Origin of the sequence: Streptomyces sp. NPDC051064 (assembly GCF_044455985.1) — a bacterium.
Lineage (GTDB): Bacteria > Actinomycetota > Actinomycetes > Streptomycetales > Streptomycetaceae > Streptomyces.
Genome location: NZ_JBITFK010000002.1, coordinates 677,920 through 691,295 on the forward strand (window position 1 = coordinate 677,920; position 13,376 = coordinate 691,295).

Sequence of the window (13,376 nt, forward strand, 5' to 3'; positions counted from 1 at the left end):
GGGCCCGGCGGTCACCGAACGGCCCGTACGGATGACGGGCCGTACTACTGAGCGAGGCGCATTCGGACCGCCGTGGCGCCCGATTCCTCGCGTTCCGTCCGCCAGCCGGACTCGGCGGTCCACGTGCGGCCCGCGTACGAGACCTCCGCGATCCGCAGGGTCCCGGCCCGCGCGACCGCCCAGTGGGCGAGCTCCCAGCCGCGCCGGGGCGCGGCGCCGTCCGCCGCCCGCACGGGCACCGACACCGTGCCCGCCGCGGAGGCGCCCGCCGACCCGGCGGACGGCAGGACGTCCTTCCCGAAGGCGCGCACCAGATCGGACCGGACCTCCGCCGCGTCTCCGGACTCCCCGGCGGCCGGCGCCGGGACCGTGCAGGTCAGCGAGGCGGGGGCGCGTCCGGTCAGCGCGTCGGCCAGCAGCCGTGCGTCCGGCTCGTGCTTGGCGTACGCGTCCGGGAACGCGCTCTTCTGCACCCACTGGGCGGCGACGGTCAGCTTCAGGTCCAGATAGCGTGGGACCTCGACGAGGTGCTCGTAGAACTTCCCGGCCGAATAGACCGGGTCCATGATCTGCTCGGGCGTGCCCCACCCCTGCGAGGGGCGCTGCTGGAAGAGTCCGAGCGAGTCCCGGTCGCCGTGGTCGAGGTTGCGCAGCGTGGACTCCTGCAGCGCGGTCGCCAGCGCGATGGTCACCGCGCGCTCCGGCAGCCCCCGCGTGGTGCCCACGGCGGAGATCGTGGCGGCGTTGGCGGCCTGGTCCGGGCTCAGCTCGTACGTGCGTCCCTCACCCCCGTCCGCGGGGCCGACGGTGCAGCGGGGCACGCTCTTGTCACCCGAGACGTACTGCACGGCCAGATAGCCGGCCAGCGCCATGAGCACGGCGAAGGAGGCCGCGACACGGAGGGCGCGGCCGCGGCGGGTGGAGTCACTGGTCCGGGGCACGGGGCCACCGTACTGGAGGGTAGGACCGGGGCCGGGACACGAGTCCCTTAGGGTCGTGGCCATGGATGGACACACGCTCGACCTCGCCCTGGACGGCCCGGCGCTCACCGCACGGCTGGTCGATTTCCCGTCGGTCAGCGGGCAGGAGAAGGACCTCGCCGACGCCATCGAGGCGGCCCTGCGCCCCCTGCCGCACCTGACCGTCGACCGCCACGGCAACAACATCGTGGCCAGGACGCAGCTGGGCCGGGCCGAGCGGGTCGTGCTGGCGGGGCACATCGACACCGTCCCGATCGCGGACAACGTGCCGTCCAGGCTCGACGACGACGGTGTGCTGTGGGGCTGCGGGACCTCCGACATGAAGTCGGGCGTCGCCGTCCAGCTGCGCATCGCTGCCACGGTGCCGGAGCCCAACCGCGACCTCACGTTCATCTTCTACGACAACGAAGAGGTCGCCGCCCACCTCAACGGCCTCGGCCACGTGGCCGAGGCGCACCCCGAATGGCTCGACGCGGACTTCGCCGTCCTCCTCGAGGGCTCCAACGGCGAGGTCGAGGGCGGCTGCCAGGGCACGCTCCGCGTCCATCTGCGGTTCAAGGGAGAGCGGTCCCACTCCGCGCGCGGCTGGATGGGGTCCAACGCGATCCACGCGGCCGCCCCGGCGCTGGCCCGGCTGGCCGCGTACGAGCCGCGCCGACCGGTCATCGACGGGCTGGAGTACCGCGAAGGGCTCAACGCCGTCGGCATCGAGGGCGGCGTCGCCACCAACGTCATCCCGGACGCCTGCACGCTGGTCGTCAACTACCGCTACGCCCCCGACATCACGGCCGAGGAGGCCGAGGCGCACGTCCAGGAGGTCTTCGCGGACTGCGGTGTCGACGAGTTCGTCGTGGACGACCACACCGGAGCCGCGATGCCCGGCCTCTCGCACCCCGCCGCCAAGGCGTTCATGGAGGCGGTCGGCGGCGTCGCGCGGCCCAAGTTCGGCTGGACGGACGTGTCCCGGTTCGGCTCCCTGGGCGTCCCCGCGGTGAACTACGGTCCGGGCGATCCGCTCTTCGCGCACAAGCGGGACGAGCACGTGCGTGTCGAGAGGATCACGCACTGCGAGGACCGCCTCCGCTCCTGGCTCACCAGCTGACTCACGGCATTCCCCTGCGCGTAACCTCCGCCGATCTACGCTGAAGCGACACACGCACATCGCAGGTCGGCGGAGGGAGCAGGTCATGGGCAACCCGGAGGACGCACGGATCCCCGAGGGCGCGCAGATTCCCGAGGGTGCGGTGAAGCCCGAGGAACAGCGCATGGGTCCGGTACTGCGCCGCAGGGACCAGGTCCAGCCGGGCACGACCGATCAGCGGCTGCTGGATTCCGAGGGCGACTCGGAGTGGGTCCACACCGACCCCTGGCGGGTCATGCGGATCCAGTCCGAGTTCGTGGAGGGATTCGGCGCGCTGGCGGAACTTCCCAGCGCCATCAGCGTCTTCGGTTCGGCCCGCACCCCGGCGGGCGGACCGGACTACGAGGCGGGCGTGCAGATCGGCAAGGCGCTCGTCGAGGCGGGATTCGCCGTCATCACGGGCGGCGGCCCCGGCGCCATGGAGGCGGCGAACAAGGGGGCCAGGGACGCCAAGGGCATCTCCGTCGGACTCGGCATCGAGCTGCCCTTCGAGTCCGGGCTGAATCCACATGTCGACATCGGCGTCAACTTCCGCTACTTCTTCGTCCGCAAGACGATGTTCGTGAAGTACGCGCAGGGCTTCGTCGTCCTGCCCGGCGGCCTGGGCACGCTGGACGAGCTCTTCGAGGCGCTGACCCTGGTGCAGACGGGCAAGGTGACGCGCTTCCCGATCGTGCTGTTCGGTACGGCGTACTGGGGCGGCCTGGTCGACTGGCTGCGGGACACCGTGGTCGCGGGCGGCAAGGCGTCCGAGCGGGACCTGATGCTCTTCCACGTCACGGACGACGTGGACGAGGCGGTCCGGCTGGTCACGAAGGAAGTCGGCCGCTAGCGGAGCCGCCGCGTCCACCCCTCTCCCCGGCCCGTCCGCGGGAGAGGGGCACGGGCCTACGCGAGGCCCCGCCGAGCGACCGCAGGCGGCCGGTGGCCCGCGATGGACGCCACCATGTCGAGGACCTGCCGGGTCTCGGCCACCTCGTGCACCCGGTACACCTGAGCCCCCAGCCACGCCGACACGGCCGTCGTCGCGAGCGTGCCGATGACGCGCTCCTTGACCGGCTTGTCGAGCGTCTCCCCGACGAAGTCCTTGTTGGAGAGGGAGACCAGCACCGGCCAGCCCGTGGACGTCATCTCCTCCAGCCGGCGCGTCGCCTCCAGCGAGTGCCGGGTGTTCTTCCCGAAGTCGTGCCCCGGGTCGATCATGATCCCGTCCGGCCTCACCCCGAGCTCCACGGCACGCTCGGCGAGATCCAGGGTCACGCGCAGGATGTCCGCCATCACATCCTCGTAGGCGGTCCGGTGCGGCCGTGTACGGGGTTCGGCGCCGCCCGCGTGCGTGCAGACCAGCCCCGCTCCGAACCGTGCGGCCACCTCCGCCAGTTTCGGGTCGACGCCGCCCCACGCGTCGTTCAGCAGGTCCGCCCCGGCCTCGCAGACGGCCTCGCCCACGTCGTGCCGCCAGGTGTCCACGCTGATCACGACGTCCGGGTGGCGGCGGCGCACCTCGGCGACGAAGCCGACCGTACGGCGCGCCTCCTCCTGCGCCGTGACCTCCTCGCCGGGGCCGGCCTTCACCCCGCCGATGTCGACGATCGCGGCGCCGTCGGTGACGGCCTGCTCGACCCGGGCGAGCGCGGGTTCGTCGCGGAAGGTCGCCCCCTGGTCGTAGAAGGAGTCGGGAGTCCGGTTCACGATCGCCATGATCACCGGCTCGTGCGGCCCGAACTCCCGCCGTCCCAGCCTGAGCGTCCCGCTTCGCATTCCTGGTTCCTCCCTGTAGCCCGCCTGCGACTTTAGACCGGCCGGGGAGTGGGAGGCGGCACCAGGTCACACGGCGGAGTCCAGGCGTTCGCGCTGCTCGGCGGTCAGCTCGAGCGACACCCCCGCGATCGCCTCGTCCAGCTGTTCGACCGTGCTGACGCCGACGATCGGCATGGCGGCCGGACTCCCTCCGGCCAGCCACGCCAGCACCACGCGGTTGCGGTTCGTGCCGGTCTCGGCGGCTATCCCGTCGAGCGCGGCGAGGCGGCGGGCGGTGCCGGGATGGTCGTACTCCGCCGGCAGCGGCTTGTCCTCGCGGGTGTAGCCGCCGCTCAGCAGCGGCGTGTACGCCCACAGTTCCAGATCCGGCTGGTGCTCCACGTAATGGAGCACCTCGTCGGTGACCATGCCGAACCGGTGCGACACGGTGGGCCGGGTCCCGGGGCGCGGTTGCAGGTAGGAGTACTGCTGCTGCACGGCGGTGAAGCCGGCGCCACCCTGGGCGCGCGCGATCTGCCGTGCCCGCGCGACCTGCCAGACGGGGTAGTTGGAGCAGCCGAGGCGATCGACCGAACCGGCGGAGACCAGCTCGTCGAAGGCGGCGACCGTCTCCTCCAGCGGTGTGGACGGATCGGGCATGTGGGCCCAGTACAGGTCGACGCGGTCCGTACCGAGCCGTCGCAGGCCGGCCTCGAACCCGCTCTTCACGGCCCTGGCCGACAGGCCTTCGGCCGTCTCCGGGAACCTCCCGGCCACGGTCGGCTCGCAGCCCACCTTCGTGCTGATCCTGACGCGGTCACGGACGCCCGGGCGGCGTGCCATCCAGCGTCCGAGCAACGTCTCGCTCTGTCCGCCGAAGCCTGCCGGGTCGGCCCAGAACGCGTAGCAGTCGGCGGTGTCGATCCAGACGCCTCCGGCATCCACGAAGTGGTCCAGGAGCTCGAACGACCGGCGTTCGTCCTGGGCCGTACCGAAAAGCATGGCCCCGAGAATCAGGTTCTTGATCATGTCCCTCACGGTAGGCGGATTCGGCTCGGCGCTACGCTCCAATACCGTGGACCTTTCCCGGACCAATCACGCCTGGGCGACGCTGCTGGACGTCGGCCCCCCGGAACGCGGCCGGCGCCGCCTGCACGACCGGCTGGCTCACGCCCTGCGCACCGCGATACGGGACGGCCGGCTCGTGGAGGGCGCCGCCGTGCCCCCGAGCCGCGCGCTCGCCGAGGAACTCGGCTGCTCGCGCTGGGTCGTGACGGAGGCGTACGGGCAGCTCGTCGCGGAGGGGTACCTCTCCGCCCGGGTCGGCTCCGCCACGCGTGTCTCGTGGTCACCGGAGACCGCGCCGCCGGGCCCCCGTGAGCGGCGCGCACCCGAGCGGCCTCCCATCCGGTACGACCTCGCGCCCGGCCTCCCCGACCTGCGGGCGTTTCCGCGCCGCCGGTGGGCGGAGGCCGTCCGGGCGGTCACGGGCTCGGCCGTCCACTACGACCTCGGCCGGCCCGACCCCACCGGACACGTGGTGCTGCGGACCACCGTCGCGGAGTACCTGCGGCGCTCACGCGGCGCGGACGCGCACGCCGGGTCCGTGTCCGTGTGCGCGGGGGTCACCGACGGCCTGTTCCGCACGTGCCGGGCGCTGCGGGCCGAGGGGATCGCCGACCTGGCCGTGGAGGACCCGGGCTGGGGACGGCTGCGGGACGCCGCGACGAGCGCAGGCCTGCGTGTGCACCCGGTGCCCGTCGATCACGACGGCCTCCGCGTCGGGGACCTCGCGCGTACGCCCGCCAGGGCCGTCGTCGTCGGCGCGGCACACCAGTTCCCCACCGGCACGGTGCTGTCCCCGGAGCGCCGGGCCGGTCTGGTGCGCTGGGCCCGCGAGGTGGACGGCTTCGTCATCGAGGACGACTACGACGCCGAGTTCCGCTACGACCACCACCCGGTCGCCGTGATGCAGGGGATGGATCCGAGCCGGGTCGTCCTCCTCGGCTCCGTCAGCAAGACCTTGTCGCCCGCCCTCGGCCTGGGCTGGCTGGTCGCGCCCGCCGGGATGACCCCGGCGCTCCGGGCAGCGAACCCCGTCGCCGCGGCACCACCGGTACTCGACCAGCTCGCGCTCGCCACCTTCCTCGACCGCGGGTGGTACGACGCCCATCTGCGCGCGTCGCGGCGGCGGTTCCGCTCCCGCCGCGACCTGCTGGTCCGGACGCTCGGCGAACAGGTGCCGGAGGGCCGGGTCTCCGGCACCGCCGCCGGGCTGCACATCCTGCTCCACCTGCCGGACAGGGCCGTCCTCGGCGAGGCGGTCCGGTCCGCGGCCGCCGGCGGGCTGCGCCTGGTGGACCTCGACGACTACTGCGCGGAGCGACCGGAGCGGCGCGCGCTCGTCCTCGGCTACGGCAACATCAGCGAGACGGAGATCCCTGCGGCCGTCACGCTCCTGCGCGAAGCGCTGGGTCCGGCTGTTCCGAGGTAAGGCCCTGACTGTCAGCGGCGCATGGCACGATCTGACCTGGACAGGTATTCCGCTCCCGGGGAGATGCACGTGTTCTGGTTCTTGCTGCTCACGATGGCCGTGGTCGTGGCCGCGGTCACCCTGGCGGTGGTCGGCGGAGGCGGAAGCGCGGTGCTGCAGGACGTCGAGCCCGAGCGGCTCACCGACCCGCTGCCCGCCGACCGTCCGGTCGGCCGCGCCGATGTCGAAGCCATGCGGCTGCCCATGGCCGTGCGCGGCTACCGCATGACGGACGTCGACGAGGCCCTCGGCCGGCTGGGGGCGGAGCTCGCCGAGCGCGACGCCCACATCGCCGAGCTGGAGTCGGCGCTCGCCGGGGCCCAGGCGACCGCGGTGAACGGCCCCGACCTCTTCAAGCGGCCGGGTGAGCCGCCCGCCGCCGGTGACGGCCCGCAGGACGAGGACGGCGGGCGATGAGCGGCGCGGAGCCGGCGGCGGACGGGCGGCTGCGCTGCCCGTGGGGCCTGTCCACGGCGGACTACCTCGCCTACCACGACACCGAGTGGGGCCGCCCGGTCCACGGCGACGACGCGCTCTTCGAGCGGCTCTGCCTGGAGGCGTTCCAGTCGGGGCTTTCGTGGCTGACGATCCTGCGCCGCCGCGAGGGTTTCCGCAGCGCGTTCGCCGGATTCAAGATCTCCGCCGTGGCGGAGTTCACCGACGCGGACAAGGAACGCCTCCTGGCCGACGCCGGAATCATCCGCAACCGCGCGAAGATCGACGCCACGCTCGCCAACGCCAAGGTGCTGGCCGGCTGGGACGAGGGCGAGCTGGACGCGCTCATCTGGTCGTACGCACCGGACCCGGCCTCGCGGCCGGCCCCGCGCGCCCTCGCCGACGTCCCGGCGGTCACCCCGGAGTCCACCGCGCTGGCCAAGGACCTCAAGAAGCGCTCCATCCGCTTCGTCGGGCCCACGACGGCGTACGCCCTGATGCAGGCCTGCGGCCTCGTCGACGACCATCTCGCCGACTGCGTGGCCCGGGGCGGCGGCCGGTAGGGCCCGCCGTCCGGATCAGGGGACCCGGACGGCGGGCCCCCGGGTCCTACCTGCCGAGATATTTCGGCGGCTGCTTCGCGAGGAACGCCTCGACCGCGATCGTGTGGTCCTGCGACGCGCCCGCCTTCGTCTGGAGTTCGTCCTCCTTCTCCAGGGTCTCGGCGAGGGTGTGTCCGGCGCCGTACGCAACGGACGCCTTCAGGGCCGCGTACGCCACCGTCGGCCCGTCGGCCAGGGCGCGGGCCACCGCGTGCGCCTCCTTCGCCAGGTCGGCCGCGGGCACCACCTTGTTCACGATGCCCAGCTCGTACGCCTCCTGGGCGGAGACCGAACGCGGGAAGAACAGGAGGTCGGCGGCGCGGCTCGCGCCGATCAGCCGGGGCAGGGTCCAGGAGACGCCCGAGTCGGCGGTCAGCGCGACACCCGCGAAGGACGTGTTGAAGGCCGCGGTGTCGGCGACCACGCGGTAGTCGGCGGCGAGCGCGAATCCGAAACCCGCCCCCGCGGCGACCCCGTTGACGCCCGCGACCACGGGCTTCTCCATCTCCGTGATGGCGCGGACGATGGGGTTGTAGTGCTCCTGCACCGTGCTCAGCGCGTTGCCGCCGTCCGACTCGCGGGCCTCGGAGAGCTTGGCGACGTGCTCCTTGAGGTCCTGGCCGACGCAGAAGGCGCGCCCGGTGGCCGTGAGCAGAACCGCGCGCACGGCGGGGTCGTCCGCGACCGCCAGAAGGGCGTCGCGGAGTGCGACCTTGGCGGCGGTGTTCATGGCGTTCATCGCGTCGGGGCGATTGATCGTGATCGTCGCGAGCCCGTCGCTCACGTCTGTGAGCACCGTGTCAGCCATTGCGGGGTCTCCTTGCGGGTCCGGCGTCGTGCCTGTCCAGGCAAGCATGGCGGACTTCCGGCGGGCCGGACGTGTGACCTGCGTCTAACGATTGGACTTCGGCTGGGGGCCGGCGGCGGCGCAGTATCGCAGCCGGATCGCCGAATTGGGTGGTTTTGAGAGAGCGCGTTGCGCAAGCGATGCCGACCGATGTTGGTCATCGGGGTCTCTGATGCGGGATAATGCGGAGGAAGCATTGTGTTCGACGCCGGTGAGGCAGCGCCTGTCATGGGGCCGCCGGCTGCGATGAGCTGGTTTCAGGAAGGGGAACGAGCATGGCGGCCATGAAGCCGCGGACGGGCGACGGCCCGCTCGAGGTGACAAAGGAGGGGCGGGGCATCGTCATGCGCGTTCCGCTCGAAGGCGGCGGTCGGCTTGTCGTCGAGCTGACTCCGGACGAGGCCGATGCACTCGGTGACGCGCTGAAGAAGGTCGTCGGCTGAGGCGGAGGCGCCCACACTTCACTGCTGCCCCGGCACGGAATCCGTGCCGGGGCAGCAGTGCGTCGGGGGGAGGCCCGGCGGCCGTGCCCGGGACGGCCGGTTCAGCCGCGCCGTACCGCGCACAGCAGGCCGTCGCCCACCGGCAGCAGCGTCGCCATGAGCTCCTGGCTCTCGCGCACGGCCCGCAGGAGCTCGCGCAGGCGCAGCACCTCGGCCGGCTGCGCCGCCGAGTCGATCGTGCGGCCGTCGGCGAAGACGCCCTCGAAACAGACCAGTCCGCCAGGTCGCAGCAGGCGCAACGATTCAGCGAGGCAGTCCAGGCTCTCGAGCCGGTCGCCGTCGCAGAAGACGAGGTCGTAGCCGCCGTCCGCGAGCCGCGGCAGCACGTCGAGGGCGCGGCCCGGGATGAACCGGGCCCGGTTCGTGGCGAAGCCCGCGGCCCGGAAGGCCTCGCGGGCGAACTGCTGGCGCTCGGGCTCCGGGTCCACGGTGGTCAGAACGCCGTCCGGGCGCATGCCCTGCAGCAGATAGATGCCGGACACGCCGGTTCCGGTGCCGATCTCGGCCACCGCCTTGGCGTCCGCGGTGGCAGCGAGCAGGCGCAGCGCCGCGCCGGTGCCTGACGACACCGGGCGGAGCCCTGCCTCGTGGGCCCGGTCCCGGGCCCAGAGCAGAGCTTCTTCCTCGGCGACAAAGGCGTCGGCGAATGCCCAGCTCGTCTGCCGGTTGGCGGTAATGACCCTCTCCTGTCCCCGTAGTTGGCGCAACGGTGACTGTATCCGCTGGACCCGGGAACCCGCAGATGGGACCGGGCGTTATGAGGGGACGGAGGAGAACACGTGGACCGGGCCCCGCGGCCGGGTCCGGAATGTGCCTCTTGCTCCCGGGGACACCGGGACACCAGCAGGTAAAAAGGCTTATCCGGAGCTAACGGGCGAGGTGGCTATGGTAGGGGCTCCACTGGACACCACCAGAGCCGATAGGGGAGGTGCGGCTGCGCCTGTGGATCGGAGAGGTGCGCTGCGGCGCTTTCTCGGGTCGGCGGGTGAGCCGAAATCCGTGACCGACATTGCTGACCGTTCTTCCAACGATTCCGCACCGACCGCGACCTTCGCCTCAGATGCGGATTCCCAGGCGTGGACCCCGCCCTCATGGGAAGAGATCGTCAGCACCCACAGCGCCCGGGTGTACCGCCTCGCCTACCGGCTGACGGGTAACCAGCACGACGCCGAGGACCTCACCCAGGAAGTCTTCGTCCGCGTCTTCCGGTCGCTGTCGACCTACACGCCGGGCACTTTCGAGGGCTGGCTGCACAGGATCACGACGAATCTCTTCCTGGACATGGTCCGCCGCAAGCAGCGGATCCGTTTCGACTCCCTCGGCGACGACGCGGCCGAGCGGCTGCCGAGCCGTGAGCCGTCCCCGCAGCAGGTCTTCAACGACACGCACTTCGACGCGGACGTGCAGCAGGCCCTGGACACCCTCGCGCCCGAGTTCCGTGCCGCGGTCGTGCTCTGCGACATCGAGGGCCTCTCGTACGAGGAGATCGCCGCCACACTCGGCGTCAAGCTCGGCACGGTGCGCAGCCGCATCCACCGTGGCCGCTCGCACCTGCGCAAGGCGCTCAAGCACCGTTCGCCCGAGGCCCGCGCCGAGCAGCGTTCCCTCGCGGACGCGGTCTTGGCAGGGGAGGGCGGAACGGCGTGAGTGGCACAGGTCCGACCCCCGCGGAGCAGCATCTGGGGGACCGGCTCGCCGCGCTTGTCGACGGCGAGCTCAAACACGATGCCCGGGAGCGGGTCCTGGCCCATCTGGCGACCTGCGCCCGGTGCAAGGCCGAGGCCGACGCCCAGCGACGGCTGAAGAGCGCCTTCGCGACCTCCGCCGCCCCTTCGCCCTCCGAGGGCTTCCTCGCCCGTCTGCAGGGCCTCCCCGGGGGCCCCAGCGGCAGCGGCGGTGGTCCGGACGACAGGTCGAACGGCCGACGGCGCTTCGCGGACGGAATCCTCCCCGTGCCGCAGCCCGGCTCCCCGGAGTCAGGCCGTTCTCCGCTGGACGGCTTCGGTTACCTCCCCGCCCCACACGGCTCGACGGCCGTGCTGCCGGGCGGCGCGTCCGGTTCCGGCTTCCGCATCCATGACGTAGCCCGTGACTCCGACCGCTCACCCTGGCGCGCCCGGCGCTTCGCGTTCGTCGCGGCCAGCGCGGTCTCGCTCGCGGCCATCGCGCTGGGAGGCTCGCTCCCGCTCGACCACAACCCCGAGGCTCCGCTCAGCGCCGAAGGCGCGGGCAGCAACGCGACCCCGCTCGACGCCGAGGAGCGGACCGGCAGCGCCAGCGCGGCGGCCAGCCGCAGCGGCGGCGGCGCACTCGCCGCCGGACAGGGCCAGGACCTCCGGCCGGGCGCCGTCCCGTCCTCGTCCTCCCAGCCGGCCTCCGCACCCTCGCTGCTGAGCACCTCGGCGCTCACCGGGGGCACGTTCGCCTTCCCGGCGCTGAACGTGACCGTGCCGCCGCTCATACGCCCGACCGACGCCGACCCGCTGCACTTGTCCGCGCTCCGCGCGGGAGCGGAGCCGAAGCCGTCCCCGACGGCTTCCGCCCCGCCGCCGCAGGACCGCGCGATGCCGCTCACACCGCTGCGCTGACCGGGGCCCTGCGCGCGGATTCGCAAACCTGGTTGAATTCCGGGAGGGACGCCTCTGTGAGGCGTGCAAGGGCCAGTTGCGGGGAGAGCATGGACGACGGGAAGCCCAGCGGGCCGAAGACGAAGTGGTGGAGCCGCCCCTCTACGGAACGGGACCGCCCGGCCGGTCGGGAGGACGCGGTGGCCGTCTCCGACATGGAGGGGACGACACCGCCCCCGCGCAGGGAGCAGCCGGCTGACGAGGCCGCCGCACCCACGGCCGGAGAGCCGCCCGCGCCCGAGACGGACGGCGACTTCATGCCCGCGCCACCGGCCGCCCGGCCGACCTCGCCGTCGGCAGCCGAGCCGCCTGCGCCGTCGGACGGCGAGCCTCGCGATCTCACGCCCGCACCCCCCGCGGCGCACCGTACGCAGCCGCTGCACGCGCCCGACGAGTACAGCACCCCGCCCTACGGCGGTCCGGGGCCGTGGGCGCCCGCGCCACCCGTGCAGCGCCCGGTGCCGACTCCGGCCCACGGGACTCCCGTACCGCCGCCGTACGCGGGCACGAACGGGCACGGCGTGGCCGCGCCCGTGCCCGCAGCCGTCCCCGTACCCGCCCCCGCTCCGGCGGCAGGCGCCCAGGGGCACGCCGAGGGCTGGGCGCCCCCGCCGCACACCGTGCCGCAGCAGCAGCCTCCCGTGCAGACCCCGCAGACCTCGCAGCAGCCCTCGCAGTGGCTGCGGTACGACCCCTGGGGCACGCCCTCTCAGCAGCCGTTGAGTCACCCCGGCCCCGCCCAGGGTCCGGACCCCCGGCCGCGCGGCAGCCGCCGGGGGTCCGTCCTCGTCGGGGCGGCACTGCTCGCCCTCGTGGCCGGTGGGATCGGCGGCGGAATCGGTGCCTACGTCGAGCGCAACGGCGGCCTGACCACGGTCGAACTGCCCCAGGCCGGCCGGGACAACGGCGGCCGGGCACCCGACAGCGTCGCCGGGATCGCCTCCAGCGCGCTGCCCAGCGTGGTCACCCTGCACGTCAACGGCTCCGCCGAGTCCGGCACCGGCACCGGCTTCGTCCTCGACGACAAGGGCCACATCCTGACCAACAACCATGTGGTCGCCCCCGCGGGCTCCACCGGCGACATCACCGTCACGTTCAGCGGCGGGGAGAGCGCGCCGGCCGAGCTCGTCGGCAAGGACAGCGGCTACGACCTGGCCGTCGTCAAGGTGACCGGTGTCTCGGGCCTCAAGCCGCTGCCCCTCGGGAACTCCGACAACGTGCAGGTGGGCGACCCCGTGGTGGCCATCGGCGCACCCTTCGACCTGTCCAACACGGTCACCTCCGGCATCATCAGCGCCAAGCAGCGACCCATCACCGCGGGCGGCGAGAAGGGCGACGGCACCGACGTCAGCTATGTCGACGCGCTGCAGACCGACGCCCCGATCAACCCGGGCAACTCCGGCGGCCCCCTGGTCGACGCCGAGGCCCGGGTCATCGGCATCAACAGCGCCATCCGCGCCGCCGACAGCGGATCCGGTCTCGACGGCGGCCAGTCCGGCTCCATCGGCCTCGGCTTCGCGATACCGATCAACCAGGGCAAGCGCGTCGCCGAGGAGCTGATCAACACCGGCAAGGCCACCCATCCCGTGATCGGCGTCACGCTGGACATGGAGTTCACCGGCGACGGAGCCAAGGTCGGCGGCAAGGTGGCCGACGGCGGAGCGGCGGTGACCGAGGGCGGCCCGGCCGACAAGGCGGGCATCCGCTCGGGCGACATCATCACCGAGGTGGAGGGCCAGCGCGTGCACAGCGGCGAGGAACTGATCGTCAAGATCCGCGCCCACCGGCCGGGTGACCGGCTCCGGCTCGTCCTGACCCGCGGTGGCAAAGACCTGTCCATGACTTTGGCGCTGGGTTCGGCGAGCGGCACCTGACGGCCACCGGCAGGTACCGCACGGACAGCTTCGCCGGGTACCGTGGAGCGGTCCGGGCCCCCTGACCTGGCGGCGGAGAACACGCGGAGACCAC

Annotated in this window: 14 protein-coding genes; 9 read left to right on the forward strand and 5 right to left on the reverse strand. The window is 72.9% G+C overall.

Translation table 11 applies throughout. The annotated features are described in order from the left end of the window. Positions 1–44: 44 nt before the first annotated feature. A complete protein-coding gene (locus ACIBCU_RS10000) occupies positions 45–941 on the reverse strand; it encodes a hypothetical protein (RefSeq protein ID WP_362936853.1) in 897 nt (298 codons plus the stop codon). A 61-nt stretch (positions 942–1,002) separates the two neighbouring features. Between ACIBCU_RS10000 and dapE the strand changes: the two genes are divergently transcribed. Both dapE and ACIBCU_RS10010 read left to right on the forward strand, forming a co-directional pair. Beyond that, a complete protein-coding gene (gene dapE / locus ACIBCU_RS10005) occupies positions 1,003–2,082 on the forward strand; it encodes a succinyl-diaminopimelate desuccinylase (RefSeq protein ID WP_362936856.1) in 1,080 nt (359 codons plus the stop codon). A gap of 85 nt (positions 2,083–2,167) precedes the next feature. Next, positions 2,168–2,953 (forward strand): TIGR00730 family Rossman fold protein, encoded by a 786-nt coding sequence (locus ACIBCU_RS10010; protein WP_362936859.1) that lies wholly within the window; start codon positions 2,168–2,170, stop codon positions 2,951–2,953. 56 nt (positions 2,954–3,009) lie between these two features. Here ACIBCU_RS10010 and folP read toward each other — a convergent pair whose 3' ends face one another. Together folP and ACIBCU_RS10020 are read right to left on the reverse strand one after the other, a co-directional pair. Continuing rightward, positions 3,010–3,882, reverse strand: coding sequence for a dihydropteroate synthase (gene folP, locus ACIBCU_RS10015; RefSeq protein WP_399230505.1), 873 nt, complete (start codon positions 3,880–3,882; stop codon positions 3,010–3,012). Positions 3,883–3,948: 66 nt separating this feature from the next. After that, entirely contained in the window at positions 3,949–4,890 is a 942-nt protein-coding gene (locus ACIBCU_RS10020) for an aldo/keto reductase (RefSeq protein WP_362936865.1), read from the reverse strand. A 46-nt stretch (positions 4,891–4,936) separates the two neighbouring features. Here ACIBCU_RS10020 and ACIBCU_RS10025 point away from each other — a divergent pair, with 46 nt between their 5' ends. From ACIBCU_RS10025 to ACIBCU_RS10035, 3 genes are all read left to right on the forward strand, one after another. Further along, entirely contained in the window at positions 4,937–6,355 is a 1,419-nt protein-coding gene (locus tag ACIBCU_RS10025; protein WP_399230507.1) for a PLP-dependent aminotransferase family protein, read from the forward strand. A 63-nt stretch (positions 6,356–6,418) separates the two neighbouring features. Continuing rightward, positions 6,419–6,811: a DivIVA domain-containing protein gene (locus tag ACIBCU_RS10030; protein ID WP_362936886.1), complete on the forward strand. Its 393-nt coding sequence runs from the start codon at positions 6,419–6,421 to the stop codon at positions 6,809–6,811. Further along, positions 6,808–7,392 (forward strand): DNA-3-methyladenine glycosylase I, encoded by a 585-nt coding sequence (locus ACIBCU_RS10035; RefSeq protein ID WP_399230509.1) that lies wholly within the window; start codon positions 6,808–6,810, stop codon positions 7,390–7,392. The genes ACIBCU_RS10030 and ACIBCU_RS10035 overlap by 4 nt, the downstream gene beginning before the upstream one ends. Before the next feature lie 46 nt (positions 7,393–7,438). Here the strand turns inward: ACIBCU_RS10035 and ACIBCU_RS10040 are convergent, their stop codons facing one another. Continuing rightward, positions 7,439–8,239, reverse strand: a complete 801-nt coding sequence (locus ACIBCU_RS10040) for an enoyl-CoA hydratase/isomerase family protein (protein ID WP_399230511.1) — start codon at positions 8,237–8,239, stop codon at positions 7,439–7,441. A gap of 314 nt (positions 8,240–8,553) precedes the next feature. Here ACIBCU_RS10040 and ACIBCU_RS10045 point away from each other — a divergent pair, with 314 nt between their 5' ends. After that, entirely contained in the window at positions 8,554–8,721 is a 168-nt protein-coding gene (locus tag ACIBCU_RS10045; protein WP_003966491.1) for a DUF3117 domain-containing protein, read from the forward strand. 101 nt (positions 8,722–8,822) lie between these two features. Here the strand turns inward: ACIBCU_RS10045 and ACIBCU_RS10050 are convergent, their stop codons facing one another. Further along, positions 8,823–9,488 carry an O-methyltransferase gene (locus ACIBCU_RS10050; protein ID WP_356716108.1) on the reverse strand — a complete coding sequence of 222 codons (666 nt, stop codon included), beginning with the start codon at positions 9,486–9,488 and terminating at the stop codon, positions 8,823–8,825. 178 nt (positions 9,489–9,666) lie between these two features. Here ACIBCU_RS10050 and sigE point away from each other — a divergent pair, with 178 nt between their 5' ends. The 3 genes from sigE to ACIBCU_RS10065 all read left to right on the forward strand — a co-directional run bounded on the left by sigE (position 9,667) and on the right by ACIBCU_RS10065 (position 13,282). Then, positions 9,667–10,428, forward strand: a complete 762-nt coding sequence (gene sigE / locus ACIBCU_RS10055) for an RNA polymerase sigma factor SigE (protein WP_362933387.1) — start codon at positions 9,667–9,669, stop codon at positions 10,426–10,428. Further along, entirely contained in the window at positions 10,425–11,369 is a 945-nt protein-coding gene (locus ACIBCU_RS10060) for a zf-HC2 domain-containing protein (protein ID WP_362933390.1), read from the forward strand. Before sigE ends, ACIBCU_RS10060 begins: the two co-directional genes overlap by 4 nt. Positions 11,370–11,458: 89 nt before the next feature. Next, complete coding sequence (locus ACIBCU_RS10065) at positions 11,459–13,282, forward strand: trypsin-like peptidase domain-containing protein (RefSeq protein WP_399230515.1); 1,824 nt, start codon at positions 11,459–11,461, stop codon at positions 13,280–13,282. Positions 13,283–13,376 lie beyond the last annotated feature (94 nt).

Coding starts and splice junctions, on each gene's coding strand:
- dapE (WP_362936856.1), top strand. CDS start 1,003: ATGGATGGACACACGCTCGACCTCGCCCTGGACGGCCCGGCGCTCACC.
- ACIBCU_RS10010 (WP_362936859.1), top strand. CDS start 2,168: ATGGGCAACCCGGAGGACGCACGGATCCCCGAGGGCGCGCAGATTCCC.
- folP (WP_399230505.1), bottom strand. CDS start 3,882: ATGCGAAGCGGGACGCTCAGGCTGGGACGGCGGGAGTTCGGGCCGCAC.
- ACIBCU_RS10020 (WP_362936865.1), bottom strand. CDS start 4,890: ATGATCAAGAACCTGATTCTCGGGGCCATGCTTTTCGGTACGGCCCAG.
- ACIBCU_RS10030 (WP_362936886.1), top strand. CDS start 6,419: ATGCACGTGTTCTGGTTCTTGCTGCTCACGATGGCCGTGGTCGTGGCC.
- ACIBCU_RS10035 (WP_399230509.1), top strand. CDS start 6,808: ATGAGCGGCGCGGAGCCGGCGGCGGACGGGCGGCTGCGCTGCCCGTGG.
- ACIBCU_RS10040 (WP_399230511.1), bottom strand. CDS start 8,239: ATGGCTGACACGGTGCTCACAGACGTGAGCGACGGGCTCGCGACGATC.
- ACIBCU_RS10045 (WP_003966491.1), top strand. CDS start 8,554: ATGGCGGCCATGAAGCCGCGGACGGGCGACGGCCCGCTCGAGGTGACA.
- sigE (WP_362933387.1), top strand. CDS start 9,667: ATGGTAGGGGCTCCACTGGACACCACCAGAGCCGATAGGGGAGGTGCG.
- ACIBCU_RS10065 (WP_399230515.1), top strand. CDS start 11,459: ATGGACGACGGGAAGCCCAGCGGGCCGAAGACGAAGTGGTGGAGCCGC.